Below are 25,398 nucleotides of genomic sequence, written 5' to 3' on the forward strand. Positions count from 1 at the left end.
ACATTTTCTTGCGGGAACGCTCGGGCCGCTTTAGATCGCGGGTTTGCGCAGGAATGAGTGTTTCAGGAATGGACAGGTGCGGCGGGGAGGGAGGCCCCGGTCAGGCGTTGAGCAAGCGCGTCACCGCCTCGAATGCCGCGTCCTTGCGCTGTTGCCAGTCACCTTGCAGTACCTGACAAGGTTGACGGTGCAGGTCAAGCCATTCATGGCTGGCCTGGAAAAACGCCTGGCGTTCTGTCAGTTGTGGCTGGCAACGTTGCCCATCGTCATGCCAAGCCACGATTTCAGGGCTCAGCAGCAAATGCAGGTCGTAGTGCCGGGACAGCAATGCTTGCTCGATCCATACCGGGCAATCGCCAAACAACGTGCGACTCCAAAGGATATTGCTTAAGAGGTGCGTATCGAGGATCAGCAGTGACGGTTGCCTGGCGCGTGCTTCGTCCTCCCACATAAGCTGGCCATGAGCTATCGAGGTAATGTCATCGTAGCGGGTTTCACGGGCTTCGCTTTCGATAAAGTGCCGAACGTATTCATTGACTAATATGCCGCCAAAATTGGCGTGAATCTCGCCCGAAAGCCAGCTTTTACCGCTGGATTCCGGGCCCGCGAGCACCAGCACTTTCATGCGCGCAAGGCCGGGTCGGCGCGCCATTCGCGCCAACCTTGAACGGCCAGCAGCAGGAACAGTGCATAGAGTGCGGCGGTCAAGTACATGTCTTTATAGATGAACAGCCCGACGAAAATCACATCGACGGCGATCCACAACGGCCAGCATTGCACGCGCTTTTGCGCCATCCATAGTTGCGCCACCAGACTGAACCCGGTCAGCGCAGCGTCAAGCCAGGGCTGCGCGGCATCTGTCCAGTGCGCCATGGCGGCGCCCAGCAGCAGACTGCCGATGGCGCCGGCCGCAAGGCCGATGGCGATCGATTTCCCCTCAAGCCGGCTGACCTGCCGGCCGGTATTCGCCTCACCCGCGCGGGTCCATTGCCACCAGCCGTAGAGCTGCAACGCGGCGTAGATCACTTGCAGGAGCATGTCCGAATACAGCTTCACTTCAAAAAAGATCCAGCTGTAAAGCAGCACCATGACCAGGCCGATCGGCCAGCACCAGGGGTTCTGTTTGACCGTCAACCAGACGGCAATCACGCCGAGGGTGGCAGCAAACAGTTCAAGGCCGGACATGGGGGTTCCTTGGGGAAACGAAAGAGGGGGGCGGATTGTACCCAGAGGCAAGGCAAGGTGCGACCGGAGGCTGGAGTTTGAAACATCATTGCGGCGAGGGAGCTTGCTCTCGCTCGGCTGCGAAGCAGTCGTAAAGGCACTATCGCGGTTTATCTGAAAAAACGGGATTGCCTATTTCAGGGCCGCTTCGCGGCCCAGCGGGAGCAAGCTCCCTCGCCACAGGGGATGTGTTCGCCTTGCAGGTTTTTACACGCGGAACTGTTTGAGCAGGCCGTTCAACTGCTCGCTCAAATCCTTGAGCCGCACACTGGCCACACTCGACTGCTCCGCCGCCAGCGCAGTGCTGTGGGACAACCCCGCGGCCTGGGTGACGTTCTGATTGATGTCTTCCACCACATGGGCTTGCTGCAGGGTCGCGCTGGCGATCGATGCATTCAGCCCGTTGAGGTTGCGCAGCGCCTGGCCGATTGCATTCAGGCTGGCACCGGCCAGACCGGCCTGTTCGATGGTCAGTTGCGAAGCTCGGCTGCTGTCGCCGATCACTTTCACCGCCGCTTCGGAGTGAGTCTGCAGGCGTTCGATCATCGACTGGATCTCCGCCGTGGACTTCTGGGTGCGCTGGGCCAACAGGCGCACTTCATCGGCCACCACCGCAAAGCCTCGGCCTTGCTCACCGGCGCGGGCAGCCTCGATGGCCGCGTTGAGCGCCAGCAGGTTGGTTTGCTCGGCGATGGAACGGATCACCTCCAGCACGCTGCCAATCTGGGTGCTTTCAGCGGCCAGGGTGCGAATCACTTCCACGGCTTGATCGATGGTGCCGGACAGTTTGTCGATCTGCTGCAAGCTGCCATCAATGTTGATCTGCCCCTGCTGCGCCTGGGATTCGGCATCGCGCATTTCGCTGGCCGCATGCTCGGCATTCTTGGCCACGTCCTGCACACCGTAAGTCACTTCGTTGATCGCCGTCGCCACCAACTCCATCTGCTGAGACTGTTGTTGACTGCGTTGCTGGGCCTGGGCGGCATCGTTGCCCAGCTCGCTGGACGACTGGCCCAGGGCGCTGGCGGATATTTGCAGCTCGCTGATCACCCCTCGCAGTTTGGCGGTAAAGGCATTGAAGTGCCGTGCCAGCTGCGTGACTTCATCCTGGCCACGGGTGTCGAGGCTGCGGGTCAGGTCGCTTTCACCGCTGGCGATATTGGCCATGGCGTTCACCGTGTCCTGAAGCGGGCGCACGATGCTGCGAGCGATCATGATCACCAGCAACGCCATGATCAGCGCAATCACCAGGCCGAGGAACGAAGCCTTCCAGACTTGGCCGTAGAACTCGGCCTGCATGTCGTCGATGTACACGCCCGAGCCGATCACCCAGCCCCAAGGCTCGAACAATTTGACGTAGGAGGTTTTCCCGACCGGGTCGCTGGCGCCCGGTTTAGGCCAGCGGTAGTTGACCGTGCCGGCGCCCTTGGCCTTGGCGACGGCCACCATTTCGTTGAACAGCGCAAAACCGTCCGGGTCGCGGATTGCCGAGAGGTTCTGCCCATCGAGTTTAGGGTTGGCCGGGTGCATCACCATCACCGGCGTCAAGTCGTTGATCCAGAAATAGTCGTTCTGGTCATAGCGCAGCCCGCGCACAGCGGTCAGTGCCTGCTTCTGCGCGGCATCGCGGGTGAGCGTGCCGGCGGTTTCCAGGCCGTGGTAGTAAGTCAGAATGCCGCTGGCGGTTTGCACCACGTGCTGGGTTTTCTGGGCTTTTGCCTGGTACAGGTCGCTATGGATCTGCTTGAGCATCAACACGCCCAAGGTCAATAACATCAACACCGAAACAATCAAGATGAGCCACAAGCGTCGGCTGATCGACACACTGCGCAAGCTGTTCATAACGCTGTCACTCCGATTTCTTCTTCTTGTAATAAACGATTGCCAGCATCCAACCACGCTTTGCCGGTCGGGCATATGCGACCCAAGTCTCATTACGCAGCAGCGTTATCAGGGCTTGTCTGATAGGATTTCGGCCCCGCGCGGAAAAACCTGAATCCAAGTTGATTTTTCACGGAATTTTTACGGTTTCGTCTGGATCCTTTGTGCGCGGGACTTCGGCTACGCTTGGCGCAGTGAACGACTAAAAAACTAACGGGGCATGCCTTGGCGCATCGCCTTTGGGGGATTGATGGATCTTTGGACCGCCTTTCAGGCATTGATTCTTGGGGTTGTAGAGGGGCTGACGGAGTTTTTGCCCATTTCCAGTACCGGTCACCAGATCATTGTGGCTGACTTGCTCAACTTCGGTGGCGAACGCGCCATGGCCTTCAACATCATTATCCAGCTCGGGGCGATCCTGGCAGTGGTGTGGGAATTTCGCCGCAAGATTTTCGACGTGGTTGTCGGCTTGCCAACGCAACCAAGTGCCCGGCGCTTTACCGCAAACCTGTTGATCGCTTTCCTGCCTGCCGTGGTGTTAGGGGTGATTTTTGCCGATCTGATCCACGAATACCTGTTCAACCCGATCACCGTGGCCACGGCCTTGGTCGTGGGTGGGGTCGTGATGTTGTGGGCGGAACAGCGCCAGCATGAAGTACACGCTGAAACCGTCGACGACATCACCTGGAAAGACGCCTTGAAAGTCGGCTTCGCCCAGTGCCTGGCGATGATTCCCGGGACCTCGCGTTCCGGCTCGACCATCATTGGCGGCTTGCTGTTCGGGCTGTCGCGCAAAACCGCGACCGAGTTCTCGTTCTTCCTGGCGATGCCGACCATGGTCGGCGCAGCGGTTTACTCGGGCTACAAGTACCGCCACCTGTTTGTCCCGGCTGACTTCCCGGTGTTCGCGATCGGCTTCGTCACAGCGTTCATCTTCGCGATGATTGCGGTCCGGGGCTTGCTCAAGTTCATCGCCAGCCACAGCTACGCAGCGTTCGCCTGGTACCGCATTGTGTTCGGTCTGCTCATCCTGGCGACCTGGCAGTTCGGTTGGGTCGATTGGGCCGCTGCACGCCCATGAATGACTCCAGCGCGCGCAACAACCCCGGACGCAGGTCCGGGGGAGAGAAGATCCAGCGTCCACGCCTGAAATTGCTGGTGCTGGCGATCCTCTGCGCGCTGCCGCTGTTCGGCTCGGTTTCGTTGTGGGTGCGCGGGGTTTCACTGATCCCACTGGCGGCCTACGGCCTCGTCAGCGTGCTGGCGTTCTTCCTTTACTGGAGCGACAAGCGCAAGGCGCGCGCCGACAGCTGGCGGACACCGGAGAACGTGTTGCACGCGGTGGAGCTGGCGGGTGGTTGGCCGGGGGCCTTGCTGGCCCAGCAAGTGTTTCGGCACAAGACTCGCAAGGTCTCGTTCCAGCTGGTGTTCTGGCTCATTGTGCTGATGCATCAGGTGTTCTGGATCGACCAGCTGTTCCTCGGCGCCCACCTATTTGCGCTGTTTTAAAGCAGCAGGCTAACCTGGGTGCGCTTGGGCAGCTTGCTCACCACCAATTGGTGGGAGCGCTGCAATAACCCTTGCAGCTCTTCGCGACCCAGCGGGTAGGGCGTTTGCATGATGATCCACTGGGCCCGCGCCAGGTACGGCGCCGGGTGAATGCCCGGGCGGTCGCAATGCCCGAGGAACAGGTCCTTGTCGACTTTGAAGGCCAGGGAATCGCCGCGCAGATTCTGCAAGGCGAACATCTTGTTCCCGGCAATCGAAAACACCCGAACGCCTCCCCACTTGTAGTCTTCCCGCGCACCGGGCAGCGCGAGACAGAATTGCGCGACGTCCTCTTCGCTCATGCGTCCAGCCTTCATATCAATCGGTCCCCACAGGCATTGAATGATTCGATCAAATGGTCGAGCCAGGCCCGCACGGCCGGCATCACCCCGCGCCGATGAGGGTAGACCGCTTGCAGCCAGCCGCCAGGCAATGACCAGTCGGGCAGCAACTGCACCAGCGACCCATTTTCGAGTTCCTGTTCGCAATACATCATCGGCAGCATGGTGAACCCCTGGCCGGCGAGCGTGCAGGCCTTGCGCACGATGAAATCGTCGATGCCCAATCGCGCTTCCAGGCTCAAGTCGTAGCTTTTGCCCTGCTGATCGAGCATGCGGATGTGCACCATGCGGTCAGCTTCCAGCGCGCCGAGCACCGGCAGGGTTTTCAAGTCTTCGGGGTGATTGATATCGCGTCCGTGCAGGAAGGCCGGGCTGGCGACCATCGCCATCTGTGCCTGGCGCAAGCGGCGGGTCACCAGCAGCGGATCTTCATCGCCCAACTCCCGGACCCGCAGCGCGACATCGACGCCTTCGGTCACCAGGTCGACCCGACGATTGAGCAACATGACTTCCAGTTGCACCTGGGGATGCTTTTCGAGGAATCGGCTGATCACCGTCGGCAGCATTTCGTGGGCCAGCCCGACGGGGCACGACACCCGCAAGCGTCCCCGAGGTTCGCTGGACATACTGGCCACGGCTTCATCGGCCATTTCGGCTTCCAGCAGCATCGCCTGACAGTGCCGCAGGTAACGTTCGCCCACCGCCGTCAACTTCAGCTGTCGAGTGGTACGTTGCAGCAGCCGCGCGCCGAGGCGTTCTTCCAGCTCGGCAATGCGTCGCGACAACCGGGATTTGGGAATCCCCAGCAAACGCCCGGCGGCAGCGAATCCGCCGGCTTCGACCACCTTGGCAAAATAGTAGAGGTCGTTGAGGTCTTGCATGATTGAAATCCGATTGTTCTATCAGTGGGACGAACTATCGCATTGTTGCGGGCTAATCAGCTATTGGTTTCATCTGTAGGATCCTCCCCATCAGATCGCCCGGTGGCGATCCTCACCTGGAGATCCCTTATGAAACTGTTGCATATCGATTCGAGCATTCTTGGTGACAACTCGGCTTCCCGTCTGCTGAGCAGCGAAGTCGTCAAAGCCTGGCAAGCAGCCGAGCCAACCGCCGTAGTGACCTACCGTGACCTGGCCGCCGATGCCATCAGCCATTTCTCCGCCACCACCCTGGTTGCTGCCGGCACCACCGCTGAACTGCGCAACGCCGCGCAACAGCACGAAGCCGAACTGAGCGCCACCACCCTGGCCGAATTCCTCGCGGCCGACGCCGTTGTTATTGCAGCGCCGATGTACAACTTCACCATTCCGACCCAACTCAAGGCCTGGATCGACCGCATTGCCGTTGCCGGTCAGACCTTCCGTTACACCGAAGCCGGTCCAGAAGGCCTGTGCGGTGGCAAGAAAGTGGTGATCGTCTCCACTTCCGGCGGTCTGCATGCCGGTCAGGCGACTGGCGTTGCCCACGAAGAGTACTTGAAGGTGCTGTTCGGCTTCATCGGCATCACCGACATTGAGTTTGTTCGCGCCCACGGCCTGGCCTACGGTGACGAAGTGCGCACCAAAGCCATGAGCGACGCTCACACGCAAATCAGCGAGCAACTGTTCGCCGCTGCGTAAGACTTGCGTAAAGAGTTCAAACAGCTCAGGCACCACCCAAAAAACTCTGTATTCTGATCACGCAAGTGCCAGATACGGAGTTTTTTGTTTCTGGTCATTACAGATTGTGGCCCGGGTTATGCAGTCGAGGGTTACCGACTCCGGTCCAGTAACAAGGTGGGGCATCCCATGGTGCGTCTTTGTGCAACGTTTCTGATTTGCCTGCTCAGCAGCCTGAATTCAGTGCACGCCGCGCCTGCGCCGCATCCTCACTGGAGCGTCGGCTTCCATGAGATGAGTTTTCTCGACCCCTTGGATTTGCAGCCGATGCGCGCCATCGCGTTCTACCCCTCCAGCGACCGGGAACACACCAGCAAAATCGAGGGATACACCGTCGAGGCAGGCGAGGACACCCGCGTCGCCATGGGGCGTTTCCCGATGCTGATGCTGTCTCACGGCAACACCGGAACCCCGCTGGCCCTGCACGACCTCGCCACCTCGTTGGCGCGCAAAGGGTTTGTGGTGGTGGCGGTGATCCATCCCGGTGACAACTCCAAAGACCACAGCCGCCTTGGTACGTTGAGTAACCTTTACGGCCGGCCCATCCAGATCTCCGAAGCCATTACCGCAACCTTGGGCGATCGCATGCTCGCGCCTTTCGTCAATGCCGATCAGGTCGGTGTGATCGGGTATTCGGCAGGGGGCGAAACGGCGCTGATCCTCTCCGGCGCAACGCCTGACCTGGATCGTCTGCGCCGTTACTGCCAGGAACGCCCGGACGACCGCGACGCCTGCAACACCCAAGGCGAACTGATTGTCGACCGCGATGACTTGCAACCCGTGGCAGATCCACGGGTGCATGCTTTGCTACTGATGGCGCCGCTGAGCCTGAAGTTCGGCCGCCACACACTGGCTGACGTGCATGTGCCGGTGCTGCTCTACAGTGGCGATGGCGACAAACTGGTGGCGTTCGACAAAAATGCCGCTGCCCTGGCACGCAAGCTGCCGATCGCACCGGACTTCAAATTGCTGGCGGGGGCAGGGCACTTCGTATTCATGGCGCCGTGCAACGAAGAGCAGATCGCCGCCATGCCGGCGCTGTGCACCGATGCCGACGGCGTTGACCGCGAGGACATCCATCGCAACATGGTGTCTGAAGCCGGGCGGTTCTTCTCGCACGCTTTGGGCAAGCCTACCCGCGCTGGAATGCAAACCGCCGATCAGTAATCGCCGCCCATCAGGCCATTGCGCGGCGTTTGAGTATCAAGGTCAAACCCAGCCCGGTCACCGACAACAGCGCTGCACTGAAGAAGATCCACGAATACCCCAGGTTCAACGCCACCGCGCCCATCAACGGCCCGGCAATCGCCAGTGCCAGATCAAAAAACACCGCATAAGCACTCAAACCCGCGCCGCGACTGGAGTTGGGCACTTGCTTGATCGCTTCAACCCCCAGCGCCGGATACACCAGCGACAGGCCGAACCCGGCCAGGCCCGCGCCGATCAGCGCATAGGCGGTGGAGGGTGCGAGCCACAGCAGCACCAGGCCCACCGTTTCAATGCTCATGCAGGCAATCGCCGAGGTGAAACCGCCGAAGCGGCTGATCGCGGAGATAAACAGCAAGCGCGACACAATAAAGCAGATCCCGAAAACCGTCAGGCAGTAGGCCGCGCCGGTCCAGCCACGGCTGACGTAATACAAGGTGATAAAGGTCGTCAGGGTGCCGTAACCGATGGAGGCCAGGCTCAGGCTGGCACCGAAGGGCGCAATGCGCCCGAACACCGCCCAGAACGGCAGGCGTTCGCCACGAATCACCGGCACCGAGGGCTTATTGCGGATCAGCAACAGGGCGGCGAGGGCCAGCAGTGACAGCGCGATCCCCAAGCTGGCAAAGCCGTACTCGGCGACCATCACCACGCCCAGCGGCGCCCCGATCGCAATGGCGCCGTAAGACGCAATGCCGTTCCACGAAATCGAGCGCGCGGTGTGCTCCGCACCGAATTGGCCCATGCACCAGCTGATCGTGCCCACGCCAATCAAGCCCTGGGCGATGCCGAGCAACAAGCGACCGGCGATCAGGATCAACAGGCTCATCAGTGGAAAGCTTTGCAGCAAAGTTGAAATCAACGTCAGCACACCGCTCAGCACAATCCCCGACAGGCCGTAGACAATCGCCCGTTTGGTGCCAATGGTGTCTGACATACGCCCGGCCATTGGGCGGCTGAGCAGGGTGGCCAGGTATTGAGAGCCGATGGTCAGTCCCGCGATGATTGTGCTGAACCCCAGCTGTTCGTGGACATACCCCGGTAACACCGCAATCGGCAGGCCGATGCAGAGGAACGCAATAAAGGTATAGAAAACGATGGAGACGATCTGCAGGGTGATCGCCATGGAGCTTTGCGGTGGCAGTTGCTGCACAGACATGACGGCTCGTTCGCGGGCGGCGGTGGGAGAGCTGCATCATGGCTTGGGTGGGAAATAAAAGGAAGCAGGCTAACTATATTCGTTGAGTTCGACGGCCCTTTCGCGATCCGACTTGCCCCCGAAGGGGCCATAGGCACCCAAATCCATTCAGCCTCGAATGCAAAAAGCCCCGTCACCAGGACAGGGCTTTTACTTGCCGCTTGCAGCTTGCAACTAATAGCTGCTCTTAAAACACAACGCCCTGGCTACGCAGATAGTCATCATAAGTACCGCTGAAGTCGATCACGCCGCTAGGGCTCAACTCGATGATGCGGGTGGCCAGGGACGATACGAACTCACGGTCGTGGCTGACGAAGATCAGCGTACCCGGGTAGTTCTCCAGCGCCAGGTTCAGCGCCTCGATGGATTCCATGTCCAAGTGGTTGGTCGGTTCGTCCATGATCAGCACGTTCGGCTTTTGCAGGATCAGCTTGCCGAACAGCATGCGACCTTGCTCACCACCGGAGATAACCTTGACCGACTTGAGGATCTCGTCGTTGGAGAACAGCATGCGGCCGAGGGTGCCGCGAACGATTTGCTCGCCGCCCTGGGTCCACTGGCCCATCCAGTCGAACAGGTTGCAGTCGTCTTCGAAGTCGTGCGCGTGGTCCTGGGCGTAGTAGCCCAGTTCTGCGGCGTCGGTCCACTTCACGGTGCCGGCATCCGGGGTCAGTTCGTTGACCAGGGTGCGCAGCAGGGTGGTTTTACCGATACCGTTCGGGCCGATGATCGCGACGCGTTCGCCAGCTTCAACCTGGAAGCTGAAGTCCTTGAACAGCGGCTTGCCGTCGAAGCCTTTGGCCATGCGCTCGACAATGACCGCCTGGCGGTGCAGCTTCTTGGTTTGTTCGAAGCGGATGAACGGGCTCACACGGCTCGAAGGCTTGACCTCGGCCAGCTGGATCTTGTCGATCGCCTTGGCGCGGGAAGTGGCCTGCTTGGCTTTCGAGGCGTTGGCCGAGAAGCGGCTGACGAACGATTGCAGTTCCGAGATCTGTGCCTTCTTCTTGGCGTTGTCCGACAGCAGTTGCTCGCGGGACTGGGTCGCCACGGTCATGTACTCGTCGTAGTTGCCCGGGAACAGGCGCAGCTCGCCGTAATCCAGGTCAGCCATGTGGGTGCACACGCTGTTCAGGAAGTGACGGTCGTGAGAGATGATGATCATCAGGCTGGAGCGCTGGGTCAGAATATTTTCCAGCCAGCGGATGGTGTTGATGTCCAGGTGGTTGGTCGGTTCGTCGAGCAACAGCACTTCAGGATCGGAGAACAGCGCTTGAGCCAGCAAGACGCGCAGTTTCCAGCCCGGGGACACTTCGCTCATCGGGCCGAAGTGCTGCTCGATGCCGATACCCAGGCCCAGCAGCAATTCACCGGCACGGGATTCGGCGGTGTAGCCGTCCATCTCGGCGAACTCGGTTTCCAGCTCGGCCACGGCCATGCCGTCTTCTTCGGTCATTTCCGGCAGCGAGTAGATGCGGTCGCGCTCGGCTTTAACCTTCCACAGCTCTTCGTGACCCATGATCACGGTGTCGATCACGGTGAATTCTTCGTAGGCGAACTGGTCCTGGCGCAATTTACCCAGGCGCACGTTCGGTTCGAGCATGACCTGGCCGCCGGACGGCTCAAGGTCGCCGCCGAGGATTTTCATGAAGGTCGACTTGCCGCAACCGTTGGCGCCGATAAGACCGTAGCGGTTGCCCGCGGCGAATTTGACCGAAACGTTTTCGAATAGCGGCTTGGCGCCGAACTGCATCGTGATGTTAGCTGTAGAGATCAAAGGTTTTTCCTGCGAAGCATTCAGAGTAGCTAGGGTTGCGGCAGTACCGATTCAGTACCCGTTTCCGGTATCCGAACCACGGGAAATGCATCCCGGTCAGAAGCGGAAGGTCCATCTGGCAATAAGTGGACAGCAGCATATGGAGCGCTTGGCCCGAGTCAAAGTGCGCTGAGACGGGGTTCATTCCCGTCATCAACCAAGGGGGGCGCGTAATGTTTGGCGGCGATTGTACTGGTCTGGCTCTTTAAACGATAGGGCGTTGAGGCCGCACGGGCGCTTTGGTGGCATCAACGGACAGATTTTCACATTTGAAGGTTAACTATTGGTTACAAAATGAGACTAAAATGCCACTTTTCACTTGGCGCCGATCATCGGCAGAGGCTCAAGGACGCGCCACCGGGACCGCTTTTTCGTATTCAGACGCTGCGCAAAATCCCTGGGCCGCTGGGTGGGCGGGGGACGCAGTTTGTTCATTTCTGACGTGTGACGATTTCTGTGAAACTGATCATTGCTGCTGTTTATGTAGTATCCATTGCCTACGTCCACCTGCGCGGTCGGGTGCGCCACAAGCTAGGGCGCCAGCTGAGTGATCACTCGTCATTTCTGGCGCCGATCAATTGCTTCCTTTATCTGTTCTCGAAAATCCCCAACAAGCCTTACCTCGATCCAGCCGATTTTCCGGACCTGAGTCCGTTGCAGGCGCATTGGGAAGAAATTCGCAAGGAGGGTCAGAACCTGCTCAGGGCCGGGGAGATCAAGCGCTCGAACCAATACGACGACGTCGGTTTCAACTCGTTCTTCAAGACCGGCTGGAAGCGCTTCTATTTGAAGTGGTACGGCGACAGCCATCCTTCGGCGACGAAACTCTGCCCGCGCACCACTGAACTGGTGCAAAGCATCGGGTCGATCAAAGCCGCGATGTTCGCCGAATTGCCGCCGGGGTCCAAACTGGTCCGCCACCGCGATCCCTACGCAGGCTCTTACCGTTATCACCTGGGCCTGGAAACGCCCAACGATGCCGGTTGCTACATCAACGTCGATGGTGAGAACTACCACTGGCGCGATGGTGAAGCGGTGATGTTCGACGAGACCTTCATTCACTACGCCGAAAACACTACCCAGCAGAACCGTATCATTCTGTTCTGCGACGTCGAGCGGCCGATGAAGTATCGCTGGGCGGCGGCGTTCAATGGCTGGTTCAGCCGTAACGTGATGTCGGCGGCGGGCGCCCCGAATGATGCGGGGGACAAGACCGGTGGCATTAACCGCCTGTTTGCCAAAATCTACTCGATTCGGCTGCGGGGCAAGGCGCTGAAGAAGCGTAATCGCAAACTTTACTATCTTGAGAAGTGGGCGATTTTTGGTGGGTTGCTGGCGGTTTTTGTGCTGATCTGAATGATGTGTTGCGGCGTAGGGCCTCATTGCGGGCAAGCCCGCTCCCACAAGGTTCAGCGGTTGCCGCCAATTAATGCGCGGACACTGAACCCTGTGGGAGCGGGCTTGCCCGCGAAGAGGCCGGCACTTTCACAGCAGAACTCATGGATGCCCCTATAAACAGTCAGCCACTGGAACGCTTCGTGGCTTTCTTTTCCGCCGCTGGTTTGGCAGCGGTTTTACTTTTAGAAGCAGGCTTGCTTGCGGCCTTGCCGGCACTCTTGCCTCCAAGGCTACGCTTCAGCAACTCGGTCAAATCAATCACATCCGCCGTCTTGCGTTCCTCTTCACCCGTCGCCGTTTCCACATCCTCGATCTTGCCTTCGTTCGCCTTCTTCTCGACCAGCGCCATGATCTTGTCTTCAAAACTGTCGCGATAATCCTCGGGCTTCCAGTCGGCGCTCATGTCCTGCACCAGACGCTTGGCCATGTCGAGTTCGCCCTTGGCCAGTTCGGGTTTGGTCACCTCAGTGCCTAACTCCAGGGTATCCAGACTGCGCACTTCCGCCGGCCAACGCAGCATCACCAGCACCATCGCCGATTCCAGCGGCATCAGCGCCGCCAGGTGCTGGCGGGTATGCAGCACAACGTGGGCGAGGGCGACCTTGTTGGTCTTGCTGAGGGTTTCGCGCAACAGCGCATAGACTTTGCCGCCGCGTTTATCCGGCGCCAGGTAGTAGGGCGTGTCGATGTTTTGCAGGGGGATCTGTTCGGCGTCGACAAAGGAAAAGATGTCGATGGTCTGCGTGGACAGCGGGTGCGCCGACTTGATCTCTTCCTCGCTGAGGACCACGTAACGACCTTTTTCGTACTGCACACCTTTGACGATGTGTTCCTTGGTGACTTCCTTGCCGGTGACCTTATTGACGCGCTTGTAACCCACCGGGTCCATGCTGCGACTGTCGAGCCAGTCGAAATCCACCCCTTGGGAAGACGTCGCCGAAACCAGCGCCACAGGGATATGTACCAGCCCGAAACTGATTGCGCCTTTCCAGATTGCCCGTGCCATGGTCGTCTACTCGCGAGTGATGTGTTCAGGTGACCCGCGGCGCGGCGCAAAAGTTTCAGCGGGCTGCGGCCCGGTCCTGCTGGGCCGTCAACTGGTGTTACATCTTATGAAAGAGGTTTTAGTTAACAAATCCGAACCCCGGGCGTAGCGTGCTATCGAAGATTCTATCCACGCTGAGGCCCAGAGGCTTCCCATGAACAGATTCGTGCTCGCCTGCACCGTACTGGCATTCAGTGGCCTGATGAGTCAGCTGGCCCAGGCATCGCCACCTTCGTTAATGCTGCTGGCCCAGAGCCCCACGGGCAATTCCAGTAACCCCTACAACAGCCCGATCCGCCGGGCCAATCCCAATAGCATGCAAGGCACACAACCCGCAGCTCCGGTCATTCGCGGGCCAAATACCGTCCCGGTGCCGCGTCCACCGACCCTTGATAACGGCGGCGTCGGTAATCGCTATCCCCAGGACCGAACCGCTCCCGCCAGCCCGCCCAAATTCATTCCCAATCCGCCTCATCGTGATGCAGACACCAGCAACCGTTGAACGGCAGAACAGCGTCTTGCCGGCCATTCGAACGACAAAAGGAATCGTGCATGTTGCGTAAAACCCTATTGGCTGCTTTCTGCGCCAGCGTCCTGATCACCGCCACTGCACCCGTTCTTGCGGCACCGCCCCAGGATATGAAAAGCGAGCAGGGCACCCTTGAGGTCTGGCAAGTTGCCAAGGGCCTGGACCATCCGTGGGCCCTGGCGTTCCTGCCCGATCGCAAGGGCATGCTGGTCACCGAACGGCCCGGCAACCTGCGGGTGGTGGATTACGATGGCAAGCTCTCGGCACCGATCAATGGGGTGCCAAAGGTCTGGGCCAAGGGGCAGGGCGGTTTGCTGGACGTGGTCCTGTCGCCCGACTTCAAGCAGGACCGCACGGTTTATCTGTCCTACGCCGAGGGCGGTGGTGCGGGCGACAAGGCCGGCACGGCGGTCGGGCGAGGCCAATTGTCCGAGGACCTGAAAACCCTCAAAGACTTCAAAGTGATTTTCCGTCAGGAGCCCAAACTGTCGGTCGGCAACCACTTCGGCTCACGATTGGTCTTCGATCGCGACGGCTATCTGTTCATCACGTTGGGCGAAAACAATGATCGGCCGACCGCCCAGGACCTCGACAAGCTGCAAGGCAAGGTTGTGCGGATCTACCCGGACGGCAAAGTGCCGGACGATAACCCCTTCATCGGTCAGTCCGGCGTGCGCCCGGAAATCTGGTCCTATGGCCAGCGCAACCCGCAAGGCGCGGCGCTCAATCCGTGGACCGGGGTGCTTTGGGAGAACGAGCATGGCCCGCAGGGAGGTGATGAGATCAACATCATCGAACGCGGCAAGAATTACGGCTGGCCGTTGGCAACCCACGGCATCAACTATTCCGGCCAACCGATCCCGGAAGCCAAGGGCAAGACCGCTGAAGGCGCAGTGGGGCCGCACCATGTCTGGGAAAAGTCCCCCGGCCTCAGCGGCATGGCGTTTTACGACGCTGATCGCTTCAAAGTCTGGCAGCACAACGTGTTCATCGGTGCGCTGGTGAGCCAGGAGTTGATCCGCTTGCAGTTCGATGGCGACAAAGTGGTTCACGAAGAGCGCTTGCTCGGCGAACTCAACAAGCGCATCCGCGATGTGCGGCAGGGGCCGGATGGGTATTTGTATGTGCTGACCGATGAAGATGACGGCGGGCTTTACAAGATCGGCCTGAAGTAACCCGATCGACCTCTCTGGGGATTTTGTGGCGAGGGAGCTTGCTCCCGTCCGGCTGCGGAGCAGTCGCTTGAATGGGGCGCTTCGCACCCAGCGGGAGCAAGCTCCCTCGCCACAGGTCTATTTTCGGCAGTAGATAATCACCGCCGCCCGAAGCTTGCCCCGGCCAAAGCTGCACATCTTGTCGAACTCCCCATGGCTGACCGGCAAATGCTGGCAGTCCATCGGTTGGCGATGTTGGCTGTGGTCCACATCCGGGTCGTGCAGGTAGACAAATTCGTCATCGCAATCGGTGACGATCACCCAATGCGGCGCCTTGGAGCGGGTCAGCCGATAGCTGCTGATCAGCACCAGCGGTTGCCCGCCATCGTCCAGTAGCCGAGGGAGGTTCAGCGGGCCTCCGATCACTCGCTCCACATCGGTCTCGAGCAATTGCGTGGTGAATTCCTCGTGCACCAGGCGCATTACGTCTTTTTTATGCTCATCGCGCACGCCATCGAGAAATAGCGGCCCTTCCATGCTCAGTTGCAGACGCACCCGAAAGCCCCGGCGCCATGCCGCCAGCGCCAGGCCTTGAGGGCTGCAGCCGCCATGGCCTGCGGTCATGAACACCGTTGTCGCCTCACGCCAGATTTGCAGCTCTTCTCGACGCTCCAGCCATCGATCACCTTGCAGCGCCCCCATGGCCATCAACAGGCAGGCCGGGCCGCAGGTGAAATCGGTGGTCTGCCGGTACCACGGGACCTGGATGTTGCGCGAATCACGGTGTTCAAGAATGCGCTTTTCCAGGCGCAGCGCATCGGCATGGTCCTGGTAATAATCATGGATCAGCGCGAAACGCCGGTAACCATTGCGCTCATACAAGGCAATCGCCGCGGGGTTGTCGATCCGCACTTCAAGCCGCAAGTAGGCGCAATCATGTTCAAGGGCGCAGGATTCGATGCGTTCGAGCAACTGCTTGCCCAGTCCGCTGCCGCGCGCCTCGGCCGCGATCGCAATCGAGTAAAGCCGCGCCAGCGAAGTGCCCCGGTGAAACAGCACCACCGCATAGCCGACCAAATGCTCCCCACGTTGGGCCACCAACAGCTGGCCATGAGCCCGAGTAATCATCCACAGAAAGCTGCGACTGTTGAGCCGGTCCGTGGTGAAACATTGCTGTTCGAGTTCCAGCAGCGCGGGTAAGTCTTCAACTACCGCCAAGCGAAAGACAGTGTTCATATGACCGCCGTAAAAGTTGCGTAACGAAACGGGACTTTCGAAAAAGTTCGTGCTTAATAGGAAAGGTCTTGTTCTCCAACGGATCAATCACTATGTCAGCGGTACAAGGTCATTGGCGCGAAGTATCCGAGCAAACTTTGCCGGCAGCAACTTATTTAAATGACGCAGGCAGAACTTCAAGTCAGTTGATAATCATCGTCGAACGCAAGGAAGACTGGGCCTCGTATTTCCCCAGCGAGGACATCGTCAGCGCTCAGGAATACCTCGAACAGACGCGGGACAACGAACAGGGCAAACGGGTCCAGGTGATCAACCTGTGCCGCAGCTACAAGTACCTGGGGCACGGCTATTACTGCTCGTTGCTGGCCGAAGCGCGGGGGCACAAGGTCATTCCGTCGGTGCGGACCATCAGTGAGCTGACCAAAAAATCCCTGTACGGCCTGGCGCTGGATGATTTGGACAAGCCCTTGGAAAAAGCCCTCAGTAATCATCTTTACAGCGACACCGAAGGTTTTACCCTGACGTTGTACTTCGGCAAAACCAATATAGAACCTTTGCAGGATCTGGCACGTCAGTTGTTCGAAGTGTTCCCCTGTCCGATCTTGTTAGTTGAGTTCCGCAGAACCAATGGCTGGCACATCGAAGGTATAAAGTCCGGCGCCTTGCATAAGTTGCGCGAAGATCAGGAAGATCAATTCGCCAACTCTCTGGACAGTTTCAGTCGCAAGATCTGGCGCGTGCCGCGCTCACGACGGCTGGCCCGTTATGACCTGGCGATCCTGCATGACCCGCAAGAAGCGTTGCCGCCTTCCAACGCGAAGGCGCTGGATAATTTCGTGCGCGTCGGCAAGACCTTGGGCATTGATGTCGAGCTGATCGAGCGTAAGGACTACGCGCGCATTGCCGAATACGACGGCCTGCTGATCCGCGAGACCACAAGCGTCGACAACCACACCTATCGATTTGCCAAAAAAGCCGAGAGCGAAGGGTTGGTGGTGATGGACGACCCGGCGTCGATCCTGCGCTGTACCAATAAGGTCTACCTGACCGATCTGCTCAAGAGCCATCAACTCGGCATGCCTGCCACCGAAATCCTCTACAAGGACCGGCCGGAAGATTTCGAACGGGTCGGCGAACGGCTGGGTTTTCCCTTGGTGCTGAAGATCCCCGACGGATGTTTCTCCCGGGGCGTGATCAAGGTCGAAAGCCAGCAAGCCTTGCTCGAAGCGACGGCCGAACTGTTCGAACACTCGGTGCTGTTGCTGGCACAGGAGTTCTTCTACACCGAATACGACTGGCGTATCGGCGTACTGAATCGCAAACCGATCTTCGCCTGCCAGTACTTCATGTCCAAGGGCCATTGGCAAATCTACAACCACAAGGCCAAGGGCCAGGACATCAACGGCGAATGCCGCACCCTGGCGGTCCACGAAGCCCCGCGAGCCGTAGTGGACCTGGCCGTGAAAACCGCCAACCTGATCGGCGACGGCCTATACGGCGTGGACCTCAAGCAGTCCGGCGACAAGGTGGTGGTGATCGAAGTCAACGACAACCCGAACATGGACGCCGGTATCGAAGATGCGTACTTGCAGGACGATTTGTATTCGCTGGTACTGGAAGAGTTCGTCCGTCGCCTGGAACTGAAACGTCGCGGCCAGGCCTGGTGAACGGCCGATGATCAGAAGCTTTCAACTGGCCGGTGGCGCGCTGCAATCGGTGGAACGTCTGGATGCCGAGGTGATGCTGTTCAGCAACCCCGATGCCGCCGAGCGAGATTTGTTGCACAGCCACTTCAAGCTCGATGAGCACGCCCTGGCCTCGGCCCTGGACCCCGATGAGGTGTCGCGCATCGAGTTCCACCCCGACAACCTGTTTCTGATCTGGAAGCGCCCGGAGAATTACTCCGGCGCCGGCAGCCTGGCTTTTGAAGTGTCGTCTTGTGGCTTGCTGTTTTCTGCGCAGCGATTGCTGGTGATCGCCACCGACGATTCGCCGTTGCACGGGCTCGGCACCCGGCAGCGGTTGAACACGCCGCTGGATGTGTTGCTCGATCTGCTGTTCAACAACATCCATCACTATCTGGGTCACCTGAAGGTGATCAAGCTGGTTGCCCGGGAGTTGCAGCAGAAATTCAACGCGTCGATGCAGAACCAGCACCTGATCCAGATGTTCAACCTCAGCGAAAGCCTGATCTATTACATCAACGCGATTCACAGCAACGGCGCGGTGCTGACACGACTGCGCAATCATGCCGCCAAGGAACATTTCAGCGCCGAAGCCATCGGCCTGATCGACGACCTGATCATCGAAAACAACCAGTGCTACAAACAGGCGGAAATCTACTCCACGGTGTTTTCCGGGCTGATCGACGCCCGGGGCAACCTGATGAACAACAGCATGAACAACCTGCTGCGCAAACTGACGTTAATCAACGTGGTGTTTTTGCCGCTGAATCTGATTGCGAGTATTGGCGGCATGTCCGAATTCAGCATGATGACGGCGGGCACACCGTGGTGGGTGTCGTATCCGTTGTTTCTGACGGCGATGATGATTGGGGCGGGGGCGATGGTGCTTGGGCTCAGGCGGCTGGCGAAATGACGGTGTCGGCCTTCAGGCCGCCTTCGCGGGCAAGCTCGCAAAGGCGACCAAGGCAATGAGGGGTAGGGCGACAGACTTCATGATTTCCTTCCTTGGGATGATCAGCAGAGGGGGGCAGCGTGCGTCTTGGTCACTCCTGAACAGCTTTCTCAACCTTGCTCGACGCCGACCAGATCCGATAGCGGACTTCGACGTCCTTGGGCACGTAGAGCACGATCGGCAACTTGCTGTTGTAGCGAAGCATGAATCCGTCACCGACCACCGGTACGAACTCCTTTTTAGGCTTTCCGTCGGGGCAGGCCATCATCGTGCTCATCGGGCCAATGACTTTTTCCAGGCGGTAAAAGGGATAACCCCAGCCTTCAAGGTTTTTTTCCTCAAGGATGCCGCCCAAGCGTTGGCGATTGCAGTCCACGGTCAGCGTCTTGCCAGCCAGCACCTCAACCTGGAAGTTTTCTTCCTGTGGCTGCGGCGCTACTTGAATAACCTGGCGGGTAAAACCGCTCTCCGGTTTAGGAAACGGCGCGACGGTTTCGAGCTTTGCCGCATAGGCCACGCTTGAAAGACTGGCAATAATCAGCCCGACGGTATTGATACAGGTCAAAGAACCCATGATGCCTCCTTGCGTGTGAGTAGGGTCAGCGGATACTGGATTGACAGGCGCATTCTTACCGCCGACCGCCACCAATGCAAACCTGCTCGAGAATGTATGCAAATTGCAGGGCTGAAGCTGCCCTTTCTTGCAGATTGCATGAAGCCATTTTCAGGCACGTCCGTTAAATCATTGATTTACCGATGAACTGCACGGCGAAATTTGCGGCATGTTTTATGCTCAAGCAGATCTTAAGTTGACCGGCACATTAACGAGTCAGCTCAGAACGCGAGAACGGTCTGGTGCTTGGAGCGTATAAACCCTGCATAAGGAAGAAACGCGGGAGATTTCAGCACGGACCGACGTTGAATTTTTTGGCAGTCTCACAGTTAGGAGAGGGTCGCCATGTTTCTTTCTGCCTTGGAACTACGCAACATCATTGAAAGCAGTTTTCTGCCGAAACGTTGTCAATGCACGCTGTCGCCGGACTTGTCGATGACCGTCAAGGTGTATTCAGATCGTGAAACCGATCACCTCGATTTGATAAAGACTGGGATAAATGCCAAACACCTGAATGGTTGCCGGGAAATAAATGAGTTGATCGCCGAATTGCGCTCTGACATGCAGAACCGGGCAGCGAATCTGCCACTGCATCCCGACAGGAAAGCGCTTTAACCTGCAGTTTCGAGTTCTGCGGACACGCGCCGGGCCTGGACAAACGCCAGTCCCAGCGCTGACTCAACCACCACGGCCAGCAAAATGCCCGGCCCGGCATGGCCATTGAGCCATTCGCCGAAACCTAGTATCGCCAATCCAATACAACCCACCGTGAACCCGGTGCTCAGCGCATTACGGGTGTCGGACGGCGCCTCGTTTCTGACCAGATAAAACATCACGCCCAATGCCGCGAACAGCACCGCACTGCGCCTCGCCACAAAACCTGCCGCAGACGAATACTCAATACTCCAGATCGCCAATAACCAATCCGGCATCAAACCCCAGACCAGGGCCAGCAATAAACACAAAAGGGAAGTGAAGGTCGACACGGTGCGAAACGATAACTGCATGGCGAATCCTTGCGGCAGTGAGGGAGGCGCCAAAGCATAGCGCCAGATCCCTCTCAGGAGTACCGCAAAGTGCAAAATAAGACCTTTCAGTCAGTTCTGATAACTGCACGCGTCAGAAAGCTTCCGGTAGCTGATTTCTTCAGGCTTGCCTGACGTATCGATGTACTTCATGTCGGCCGTGATCACTTTGCATTCCAGTGTGTTCGGCTCAGTCAGCGCGACCACTTTGCCGATGTTCAGCGGCATGCCGTAGTGATAGGGGGTGGCTTGCGAGGACGACGTCTCGTTGGCCTGCGCAAGACCGGTAAACGCGGTGCAGGCGAGGGCGGAAGTCATCAGCAGCGTGCGGATGTTCATGGGGCGATCTCCAGTGCAGACATTGAGTCAGCTCGACGGTTGAGCGTCGAACCTGCCGCACTGGGCGTCAGAGGAACCTGAGGGCGTGCGGTCCAGTAAAGTCTTGGACCGCGCGGTTAACGGATGGTTAACCCGGCTGAACGCCGCCTGTCGCGAGGATGTTTCTGTCAGAGGTTTCACGTGGGAAACGATCTACGGGATCTTCGGCTTGGTCCTACAAGGTCAGACGCCTTGTCGACTTTCGCCGGATGGGGTGCGGCGTTTACTGTTTGGGCTCGCTGCAAAATCAGCGGACAGGTTTGGTCACCTGATAACACCGCACATATATGTGCCATGATTCGCGCCGCGGACTTCTACGTCCTCGTGGTGCGTTGCAATGGTGGCTGTGTGCGGGACGCCTTAGGGCGAGCCGATTGGGTGTTGTCGGTTGACCAAGCCTGTACACAGCCGCCTCCCACCGTTTGGTCACGGTGCTGGCGATTACTAATTAATACCCGAGTAATTACTATGCCCACGCTAAACCCGTTTCCCGATCGCTACCGTTCATTCAACAGCAACGTCACCGACTCAAGTCCTTTGGTGATCGACACCGAAGCCAATCCCCAAGACATTCTCGAAGCCGCCTTACAGCGGGTCCGGGCCGCCAGCCAGCTACTTGAAACCCTTCACTGCCAATGCTTCAAGCACGGGGATGTTCAAGATATCCCGCACATTACCCATGCGCTTTATCTGCTGACTCAGGATGGTTTTGATCTGTTGCAGGTGGCTCAGCAGCGGATGATGGGGTGGAAGGCGCCGGTCTGACGTCGTACCTGCAAAAGCGAGCCTGCCTCTTGGGGGCAGGCTTTGAGGCCTCACCAGCCGTCACGAGGTGGGGGTGGGTGCTCTGCTTAGAAACAGTTTCAAGCCTTGCTGATATTGCTCTGCGTCCATGGCATCGCTGTGTCTGGGGATGAGATATGCCTTTCCCTTACGATCCAGTTCGGCGCAAGAAATAAAGTAGAAATCAAAACTCTCCTTCACGCGCACAACCTGTCCCCATGCTAAACCGCTCTTGATGCCCTTGGGGTTGATCATGGTGAAACCCTTGTCATCGAGTTGGAGGCGATAATCACCTTCAGTGGCTTCGAGGTTTGTGCGTAGCCTGGTTTCGATAAGACGCTGGTTCAAGCCACGCAAAGGTGCTCGCGGCTTGGTACGGTTGGCGGCCATGCGTGTACTCAGGTACCCCAGCAGACGACCTGAGAAAAACCACCAGAACGGGACGAAAACCACCCCGAATAAAACCATCGAAATGATTTTTTCGGAAGTGAGTTGACGTTCGGGGAAATAAATCGCCAGCGCGCCGGCTCCAAGACACAGTGCAAACAGCAACGGAGATAGCAAACGATCCTGCACACGCTCGACGTAACCGAGTAATTGAGTCTGCTGCTGATCATGCTTGAGCATTTCGCGCTCCAGCAGTACAGCCAAGCGGATTTGGGTATGGGCTGGGCTTATGGTGAAATGAAGTTCCATGAACTGAGTTCGACGCCCGTTTCTGAAGTGGGGCACGAGCTTATGCGCGCGCGGTTTATTGTCTGAGCCGGTCATTCGATGCTGAATGGCACCTGGCGTAATCGACTAGATCTCTGGGGTAGACCATGTGATCTATTTTGCTGTCATCAATACCGTATAAAAAAGCAATGGCCCCGGCCTCGAAAGCCCAGTATCCAACATAACTTCCTTCGTCTCCTTGCAAATGTGAATCGTGCCAAGGGGCTTGTTTGAACGCGGCGTACCACTGTTTGCAGTAATTATCCAGGAGCTGTGATGCTTCCTCTTTCTCATCGGCGTATATGGCTTGAATTAAAGGGGTGTATACATCGTGAAACCATTCATCTACATCATAGCGATCAGGTAAGAGTTTGCGGAGCAGGTCTTCATAAAGAGTGTCTTCGCCTTTGTAGTTTGCAGCATCCAAAAGCTGAACGAATCTCTTAAGTAGATCTGTTCTGTGCAGCAGAATGCATAGGCTAAAAACTTGAATGCATTCCTCGAACTCATCTGGCCAGTCGTCAATAGCGAGTGGTGAGATATTTTCAAGAGCTTCAGAAGCTGAAAGCTTGCTTTGACTCTCTTCGTATTTTGATATCAGGTCTTCAATCAATGGCTCTAGCGAAGCTATTTCAGCTCCTGCTGTATAAGATATAAATAATTTCTTAAGTGCAACATTCTTAAAGTGACTTGCTCTCAGTGACTCCTCTTGTGCAGGAGAGTCTGACTCAAACTTGTTGATTTTCCAGAATTCTTTCGTTTCCTCGCTGTAATCCAAGAAGTCTTGGTATCTGGTCTGAGTAAGAAATTCTTGTCTTTTTATCATGTTAACCATTTTCGGTGATCGGCGAAGGTGGTTGTGACTGGCTTCGCTGGTGACGTTGTTGCCGAGTACTAGCAGTTGCCAGCCTTCGCGCACAACTTCGAGCAATAATAAGATGTTCTTCCATTTGGAACGTGGGTTTTCGCTCAGGGCATGAAGTGGCGGCTGAGCGGAAATTGTAGACGATTTTACTCTTCACTCGACCAATACCAAATAGTATCTCCCCAATGGGAGTCACTGAACCCAGGCATTATCTCGCCTTGATTGAAGTGACGGCGAGACTCTGCTTTTGCTGGAGTAAACCAATAGCCGGTTCTATTGCACGGTTGCCCTGCGTCTACACGAGCAACCTGCGATCCATTAGTCGGTCGATAATTTCTGGCGTATTCAACCAAGTCTTTTGGATAAACCATATGATCTATTTTGCTGTCGTCTATACCGTACAAAAATGCGACAGCTCCTGCTTCTATAGCCCAATAGCCGATGTAATTACCATTTTCTCCCTGCAAATGAGTGTCATGCCATGGTGCTTGTTTAAATGCGGAATACCATTGGCTGCAGTATTTTTTCAGATGCGTTGACGCTTCCTCTTTGCTTTCTGCGTAAATTGCCCTAATCAAAGGTGAATACACGTCGTGAAACCATTGGTCTACATCGTGTCTGTTCGGAAGTAATTTGATGAGCAGATCTTCGTATAGAGTATCGTCCCCGGCGTAGCCCGCTGCATCTATTAGCTTGACGAAACGCTGAAGTAAATCAGTGCGATGTAAGAGAATACAAAATCCTATGACCTGCACGCATTCTTCATATTCGTCAGGCCAATCATTTATCGCAAGCGGAGATATATCAGGTGTTTTCTGGTATTCGGCGAGTTTGGCTTGTCGAGTTTCGTACTTGATTATCAGATCTTCAAGTAATGGTGTTAGAGTGCTTATTTCTTCTCCTGCAGTATATGCAGCAAAAAGCCTGTCGAATGCAAGTTGCTTGAAGTGTGTTGCGCGCAGTGTCGCTTCTTCCTCTGGTGAGTCAGATTGAAAAGTATTTGTTTTGAAAAACTCAGTTACCTCGTCATGCTCTTTCAGGAAAATACGGTATTGATATTCACTAAAATATTTTTGTCTGATTATCATGGTGGTCAATATATGGGTTGCATCCTGTTTTGTCCTGTAGGCCAAGGGTTCCACTAGTGGGTGGGCGGCATTCACCCACCATAGCCAACATCTGCTTACTATCTAATCTATGTTGTTATTCTTCGCCTGACCAATACCAAAGCGTATCGCCCCATTTCGAATCACTGAAACTCGGCATGATTTCGCCTTGTTGAAAGTGACGTCTGGAGTTGGCCTGTGCCGGGGTGAACCAATAGCCTGTCTTACTGCACGGTTGTCCTGCTTCTACACGAGTAACTTGAGATCCATTAGTCGGCTGATAATTTCGGGCATAATCGACTAAATCCTTTGGATAAACCATATGATCTATTTTGCTGTCTTCTATGCCATACAAAAATGCAATTGCACCGGCTTCAAATGCCCAGTAACCGACGTAAGTTCCTTCATCTCCTTGAAGGTGAGTGTCATGCCAAGGAGCTTGCTTAAAGGCTGGATACCATTGCAGGCAATATTTTTTCAGAAGTTTCGGCGGTTCTTGTTTGTTATCGGTGTAGATTGCTTGAATAAGTAACGTATAGACGTCGTGATACCATTCGTCTACATCGTGCCGATGAGGCATTACTTTGTTTAGCAAGGCTTCATAAAGGGTGTCCTCACCTGCATATCCTGCGTCGTCAATGAGTTTGACAAAGCGCGGAAGCAAGTCGGTTCGGTGTAGAAGTATACACAGACTGATCACTTGGACGGCTTCTTCGTATTGGTTCGGCCAGTCGTCTATTGCTAATGGCGATATGTTCGGGACGCCCTGATACTCGGCCAAGGCTTTTTGGCGGATCTCGTACTTTTCCACCAGGTCTTCAAGCATAGGAGCAAGGGCATCAATGTTTTCACCCGCCGTATAAGTTGCGAGTAATTTATCTAAAGCAAGAGTCTGGAAGTATTTGGCGCGTTGAGACGCTTCCTCCAAAGCAGAGTCGGATTTAAATTTATTTATTTTGAAGAACTCTATTAGCTCATCGTGTTCTCTGAGAAAGTTCTCGTAGTGTTTGGTGCTAAAAAAATTCTGTCGCATGTTCATG

At 56.8% G+C, this 25,398-nt stretch carries 27 protein-coding genes; 11 read left to right on the forward strand and 16 right to left on the reverse strand.

The annotated features are described in order from the left end of the window. Nucleotides 1–100: 100 nt before the first annotated feature. The 3 genes from ACA075_RS13885 to ACA075_RS13895 form a co-directional block, all read right to left on the reverse strand. Nucleotides 101–625, reverse strand: a complete 525-nt coding sequence (locus tag ACA075_RS13885) for an AAA family ATPase (protein WP_497299255.1) — start codon at nucleotides 623–625, stop codon at nucleotides 101–103. Continuing rightward, complete coding sequence (gene pnuC, locus ACA075_RS13890) at nucleotides 622–1,185, reverse strand: nicotinamide riboside transporter PnuC (protein WP_497298969.1); 564 nt, start codon at nucleotides 1,183–1,185, stop codon at nucleotides 622–624. Before pnuC ends, ACA075_RS13885 begins: the two co-directional genes overlap by 4 nt. Before the next feature lie 246 nt (nucleotides 1,186–1,431). Next, nucleotides 1,432–3,066, reverse strand: a complete 1,635-nt coding sequence (locus ACA075_RS13895; protein WP_497298970.1) for a methyl-accepting chemotaxis protein — start codon at nucleotides 3,064–3,066, stop codon at nucleotides 1,432–1,434. 289 nt (nucleotides 3,067–3,355) lie between these two features. Here ACA075_RS13895 and ACA075_RS13900 point away from each other — a divergent pair, with 289 nt between their 5' ends. Both ACA075_RS13900 and ACA075_RS13905 read left to right on the forward strand, forming a co-directional pair. Next, on the forward strand, nucleotides 3,356–4,186 hold the full coding sequence (locus ACA075_RS13900) for an undecaprenyl-diphosphate phosphatase (protein WP_497298971.1): 831 nt from the start codon (nucleotides 3,356–3,358) through the stop codon (nucleotides 4,184–4,186). Then, nucleotides 4,183–4,614: a DUF1294 domain-containing protein gene (locus ACA075_RS13905; RefSeq protein ID WP_497298972.1), complete on the forward strand. Its 432-nt coding sequence runs from the start codon at nucleotides 4,183–4,185 to the stop codon at nucleotides 4,612–4,614. Before ACA075_RS13900 ends, ACA075_RS13905 begins: the two co-directional genes overlap by 4 nt. Here the strand turns inward: ACA075_RS13905 and ACA075_RS13910 are convergent. Both ACA075_RS13910 and ACA075_RS13915 read right to left on the reverse strand, forming a co-directional pair. Then, entirely contained in the window at nucleotides 4,611–4,970 is a 360-nt protein-coding gene (locus ACA075_RS13910; protein WP_497298973.1) for an MmcQ/YjbR family DNA-binding protein, read from the reverse strand. The two genes, ACA075_RS13905 and ACA075_RS13910, sit on opposite strands and share 4 nt — an antisense overlap. Beyond that, nucleotides 4,967–5,875 (reverse strand): LysR substrate-binding domain-containing protein, encoded by a 909-nt coding sequence (locus tag ACA075_RS13915; protein ID WP_497298974.1) that lies wholly within the window; start codon nucleotides 5,873–5,875, stop codon nucleotides 4,967–4,969. The genes ACA075_RS13910 and ACA075_RS13915 overlap by 4 nt, the downstream gene beginning before the upstream one ends. Nucleotides 5,876–6,004: 129 nt before the next feature. On the opposite strand from ACA075_RS13915, the gene ACA075_RS13920 reads away from it, so the two are divergent. Together ACA075_RS13920 and ACA075_RS13925 are read left to right on the forward strand one after the other, a co-directional pair. Then, nucleotides 6,005–6,616, forward strand: coding sequence for an FMN-dependent NADH-azoreductase (locus ACA075_RS13920; protein ID WP_077747806.1), 612 nt, complete (start codon nucleotides 6,005–6,007; stop codon nucleotides 6,614–6,616). A 168-nt stretch (nucleotides 6,617–6,784) separates the two neighbouring features. After that, nucleotides 6,785–7,822 carry an alpha/beta hydrolase family protein gene (locus tag ACA075_RS13925; protein WP_497298975.1) on the forward strand — a complete coding sequence of 346 codons (1,038 nt, stop codon included), beginning with the start codon at nucleotides 6,785–6,787 and terminating at the stop codon, nucleotides 7,820–7,822. Nucleotides 7,823–7,832: 10 nt separating this feature from the next. Here ACA075_RS13925 and ACA075_RS13930 read toward each other — a convergent pair whose 3' ends face one another. Both ACA075_RS13930 and ACA075_RS13935 read right to left on the reverse strand, forming a co-directional pair. Further along, nucleotides 7,833–9,020: an MFS transporter gene (locus tag ACA075_RS13930; protein WP_497298976.1), complete on the reverse strand. Its 1,188-nt coding sequence runs from the start codon at nucleotides 9,018–9,020 to the stop codon at nucleotides 7,833–7,835. Between the two features lie 226 nt (nucleotides 9,021–9,246). Further along, nucleotides 9,247–10,836, reverse strand: a complete 1,590-nt coding sequence (locus ACA075_RS13935; protein WP_140668786.1) for an ABC-F family ATPase — start codon at nucleotides 10,834–10,836, stop codon at nucleotides 9,247–9,249. Between the two features lie 495 nt (nucleotides 10,837–11,331). On the opposite strand from ACA075_RS13935, the gene lpxO reads away from it, so the two are divergent. Then, nucleotides 11,332–12,231: a lipid A hydroxylase LpxO gene (lpxO, locus tag ACA075_RS13940; protein WP_497298977.1), complete on the forward strand. Its 900-nt coding sequence runs from the start codon at nucleotides 11,332–11,334 to the stop codon at nucleotides 12,229–12,231. A 163-nt stretch (nucleotides 12,232–12,394) separates the two neighbouring features. On the opposite strand, the gene ku is transcribed toward lpxO, so the two are convergent. Beyond that, nucleotides 12,395–13,279: a non-homologous end joining protein Ku gene (gene ku, locus ACA075_RS13945; protein ID WP_497298978.1), complete on the reverse strand. Its 885-nt coding sequence runs from the start codon at nucleotides 13,277–13,279 to the stop codon at nucleotides 12,395–12,397. A 193-nt stretch (nucleotides 13,280–13,472) separates the two neighbouring features. On the opposite strand from ku, the gene ACA075_RS13950 reads away from it, so the two are divergent. Together ACA075_RS13950 and ACA075_RS13955 are read left to right on the forward strand one after the other, a co-directional pair. Beyond that, entirely contained in the window at nucleotides 13,473–13,820 is a 348-nt protein-coding gene (locus tag ACA075_RS13950) for a hypothetical protein (protein WP_497298979.1), read from the forward strand. A 50-nt stretch (nucleotides 13,821–13,870) separates the two neighbouring features. Next, nucleotides 13,871–15,022 carry a PQQ-dependent sugar dehydrogenase gene (locus ACA075_RS13955; protein ID WP_497298980.1) on the forward strand — a complete coding sequence of 384 codons (1,152 nt, stop codon included), beginning with the start codon at nucleotides 13,871–13,873 and terminating at the stop codon, nucleotides 15,020–15,022. A 117-nt stretch (nucleotides 15,023–15,139) separates the two neighbouring features. On the opposite strand, the gene rimI is transcribed toward ACA075_RS13955, so the two are convergent. Continuing rightward, nucleotides 15,140–16,237: a ribosomal protein S18-alanine N-acetyltransferase gene (gene rimI / locus ACA075_RS13960; RefSeq protein WP_497298981.1), complete on the reverse strand. Its 1,098-nt coding sequence runs from the start codon at nucleotides 16,235–16,237 to the stop codon at nucleotides 15,140–15,142. A 92-nt stretch (nucleotides 16,238–16,329) separates the two neighbouring features. Between rimI and ACA075_RS13965 the strand changes: the two genes are divergently transcribed. Next, on the forward strand, nucleotides 16,330–17,904 hold the full coding sequence (locus ACA075_RS13965; protein ID WP_497298982.1) for a RimK family ATP-grasp domain-containing protein: 1,575 nt from the start codon (nucleotides 16,330–16,332) through the stop codon (nucleotides 17,902–17,904). A 7-nt stretch (nucleotides 17,905–17,911) separates the two neighbouring features. Beyond that, on the forward strand, nucleotides 17,912–18,835 hold the full coding sequence (locus tag ACA075_RS13970) for a magnesium transporter CorA family protein (RefSeq protein WP_497298983.1): 924 nt from the start codon (nucleotides 17,912–17,914) through the stop codon (nucleotides 18,833–18,835). A 130-nt stretch (nucleotides 18,836–18,965) separates the two neighbouring features. Here ACA075_RS13970 and eco read toward each other — a convergent pair whose 3' ends face one another. Continuing rightward, on the reverse strand, nucleotides 18,966–19,448 hold the full coding sequence (gene eco, locus ACA075_RS13975) for a serine protease inhibitor ecotin (protein WP_497298984.1): 483 nt from the start codon (nucleotides 19,446–19,448) through the stop codon (nucleotides 18,966–18,968). 384 nt (nucleotides 19,449–19,832) lie between these two features. Here eco and ACA075_RS13980 point away from each other — a divergent pair, with 384 nt between their 5' ends. Continuing rightward, nucleotides 19,833–20,102 (forward strand): DUF1652 domain-containing protein, encoded by a 270-nt coding sequence (locus tag ACA075_RS13980; RefSeq protein WP_497298985.1) that lies wholly within the window; start codon nucleotides 19,833–19,835, stop codon nucleotides 20,100–20,102. Here ACA075_RS13980 and ACA075_RS13985 read toward each other — a convergent pair. Together ACA075_RS13985 and ACA075_RS13990 are read right to left on the reverse strand one after the other, a co-directional pair. Continuing rightward, nucleotides 20,099–20,494 (reverse strand): hypothetical protein, encoded by a 396-nt coding sequence (locus ACA075_RS13985; RefSeq protein ID WP_497298986.1) that lies wholly within the window; start codon nucleotides 20,492–20,494, stop codon nucleotides 20,099–20,101. The two genes, ACA075_RS13980 and ACA075_RS13985, sit on opposite strands and share 4 nt — an antisense overlap. 90 nt (nucleotides 20,495–20,584) lie before the next feature. Further along, nucleotides 20,585–20,851, reverse strand: a complete 267-nt coding sequence (locus tag ACA075_RS13990; protein ID WP_154911667.1) for a DUF2790 domain-containing protein — start codon at nucleotides 20,849–20,851, stop codon at nucleotides 20,585–20,587. A 507-nt stretch (nucleotides 20,852–21,358) separates the two neighbouring features. On the opposite strand from ACA075_RS13990, the gene ACA075_RS13995 reads away from it, so the two are divergent. Next, nucleotides 21,359–21,655 (forward strand): hypothetical protein, encoded by a 297-nt coding sequence (locus tag ACA075_RS13995; RefSeq protein WP_497298987.1) that lies wholly within the window; start codon nucleotides 21,359–21,361, stop codon nucleotides 21,653–21,655. A gap of 60 nt (nucleotides 21,656–21,715) precedes the next feature. Here ACA075_RS13995 and ACA075_RS14000 read toward each other — a convergent pair whose 3' ends face one another. The 4 genes from ACA075_RS14000 to ACA075_RS14015 all read right to left on the reverse strand — a co-directional run bounded on the left by ACA075_RS14000 (nucleotide 21,716) and on the right by ACA075_RS14015 (nucleotide 25,397). After that, a complete protein-coding gene (locus ACA075_RS14000; protein ID WP_497298988.1) occupies nucleotides 21,716–22,369 on the reverse strand; it encodes a YcxB family protein in 654 nt (217 codons plus the stop codon). A gap of 55 nt (nucleotides 22,370–22,424) precedes the next feature. Beyond that, nucleotides 22,425–23,213, reverse strand: coding sequence for a PoNe immunity protein domain-containing protein (locus ACA075_RS14005; protein ID WP_497299256.1), 789 nt, complete (start codon nucleotides 23,211–23,213; stop codon nucleotides 22,425–22,427). Nucleotides 23,214–23,398: 185 nt separating this feature from the next. Next, nucleotides 23,399–24,340 (reverse strand): PoNe immunity protein domain-containing protein, encoded by a 942-nt coding sequence (locus ACA075_RS14010; protein WP_497299257.1) that lies wholly within the window; start codon nucleotides 24,338–24,340, stop codon nucleotides 23,399–23,401. A 115-nt stretch (nucleotides 24,341–24,455) separates the two neighbouring features. After that, the gene (locus ACA075_RS14015) at nucleotides 24,456–25,397 is read right to left on the reverse strand and encodes a PoNe immunity protein domain-containing protein (protein WP_497298989.1); all 942 of its coding nucleotides are present in this window, start codon (nucleotides 25,395–25,397) and stop codon (nucleotides 24,456–24,458) included. Nucleotide 25,398 lies beyond the last annotated feature (1 nt).

Source organism: Pseudomonas sp. LBUM1663 (assembly GCF_059695905.1).

Excerpts from the sequence above, each read along its gene's own strand:
- ACA075_RS13985 (WP_497298986.1), bottom strand. The coding sequence starts at position 20,494 with ATGCAGTTATCGTTTCGCACCGTGTCGACCTTCACTTCCCTTTTGTGT.
- ACA075_RS13900 (WP_497298971.1), top strand. The coding sequence starts at position 3,356 with ATGGATCTTTGGACCGCCTTTCAGGCATTGATTCTTGGGGTTGTAGAG.
- ACA075_RS13995 (WP_497298987.1), top strand. The coding sequence starts at position 21,359 with ATGCCCACGCTAAACCCGTTTCCCGATCGCTACCGTTCATTCAACAGC.
- rimI (WP_497298981.1), bottom strand. The coding sequence starts at position 16,237 with ATGAACACTGTCTTTCGCTTGGCGGTAGTTGAAGACTTACCCGCGCTG.
- ACA075_RS13915 (WP_497298974.1), bottom strand. The coding sequence starts at position 5,875 with ATGCAAGACCTCAACGACCTCTACTATTTTGCCAAGGTGGTCGAAGCC.
- ACA075_RS14000 (WP_497298988.1), bottom strand. The coding sequence starts at position 22,369 with ATGGAACTTCATTTCACCATAAGCCCAGCCCATACCCAAATCCGCTTG.
- ACA075_RS13990 (WP_154911667.1), bottom strand. The coding sequence starts at position 20,851 with ATGAACATCCGCACGCTGCTGATGACTTCCGCCCTCGCCTGCACCGCG.
- ACA075_RS13965 (WP_497298982.1), top strand. The coding sequence starts at position 16,330 with ATGTCAGCGGTACAAGGTCATTGGCGCGAAGTATCCGAGCAAACTTTG.
- ku (WP_497298978.1), bottom strand. The coding sequence starts at position 13,279 with ATGGCACGGGCAATCTGGAAAGGCGCAATCAGTTTCGGGCTGGTACAT.
- ACA075_RS13980 (WP_497298985.1), top strand. The coding sequence starts at position 19,833 with ATGTTTCTTTCTGCCTTGGAACTACGCAACATCATTGAAAGCAGTTTT.
- eco (WP_497298984.1), bottom strand. The coding sequence starts at position 19,448 with ATGGGTTCTTTGACCTGTATCAATACCGTCGGGCTGATTATTGCCAGT.
- ACA075_RS14010 (WP_497299257.1), bottom strand. The coding sequence starts at position 24,340 with ATGATAATCAGACAAAAATATTTTAGTGAATATCAATACCGTATTTTC.
- ACA075_RS13920 (WP_077747806.1), top strand. The coding sequence starts at position 6,005 with ATGAAACTGTTGCATATCGATTCGAGCATTCTTGGTGACAACTCGGCT.
- pnuC (WP_497298969.1), bottom strand. The coding sequence starts at position 1,185 with ATGTCCGGCCTTGAACTGTTTGCTGCCACCCTCGGCGTGATTGCCGTC.
- ACA075_RS13925 (WP_497298975.1), top strand. The coding sequence starts at position 6,785 with ATGGTGCGTCTTTGTGCAACGTTTCTGATTTGCCTGCTCAGCAGCCTG.
- ACA075_RS13895 (WP_497298970.1), bottom strand. The coding sequence starts at position 3,066 with ATGAACAGCTTGCGCAGTGTGTCGATCAGCCGACGCTTGTGGCTCATC.
- ACA075_RS13905 (WP_497298972.1), top strand. The coding sequence starts at position 4,183 with ATGAATGACTCCAGCGCGCGCAACAACCCCGGACGCAGGTCCGGGGGA.
- ACA075_RS14015 (WP_497298989.1), bottom strand. The coding sequence starts at position 25,397 with ATGAACATGCGACAGAATTTTTTTAGCACCAAACACTACGAGAACTTT.
- ACA075_RS13950 (WP_497298979.1), top strand. The coding sequence starts at position 13,473 with ATGAACAGATTCGTGCTCGCCTGCACCGTACTGGCATTCAGTGGCCTG.
- ACA075_RS13970 (WP_497298983.1), top strand. The coding sequence starts at position 17,912 with ATGATCAGAAGCTTTCAACTGGCCGGTGGCGCGCTGCAATCGGTGGAA.
- ACA075_RS13910 (WP_497298973.1), bottom strand. The coding sequence starts at position 4,970 with ATGAAGGCTGGACGCATGAGCGAAGAGGACGTCGCGCAATTCTGTCTC.
- ACA075_RS13885 (WP_497299255.1), bottom strand. The coding sequence starts at position 625 with ATGAAAGTGCTGGTGCTCGCGGGCCCGGAATCCAGCGGTAAAAGCTGG.
- ACA075_RS14005 (WP_497299256.1), bottom strand. The coding sequence starts at position 23,213 with ATGATAAAAAGACAAGAATTTCTTACTCAGACCAGATACCAAGACTTC.
- ACA075_RS13930 (WP_497298976.1), bottom strand. The coding sequence starts at position 9,020 with ATGTCTGTGCAGCAACTGCCACCGCAAAGCTCCATGGCGATCACCCTG.
- ACA075_RS13955 (WP_497298980.1), top strand. The coding sequence starts at position 13,871 with ATGTTGCGTAAAACCCTATTGGCTGCTTTCTGCGCCAGCGTCCTGATC.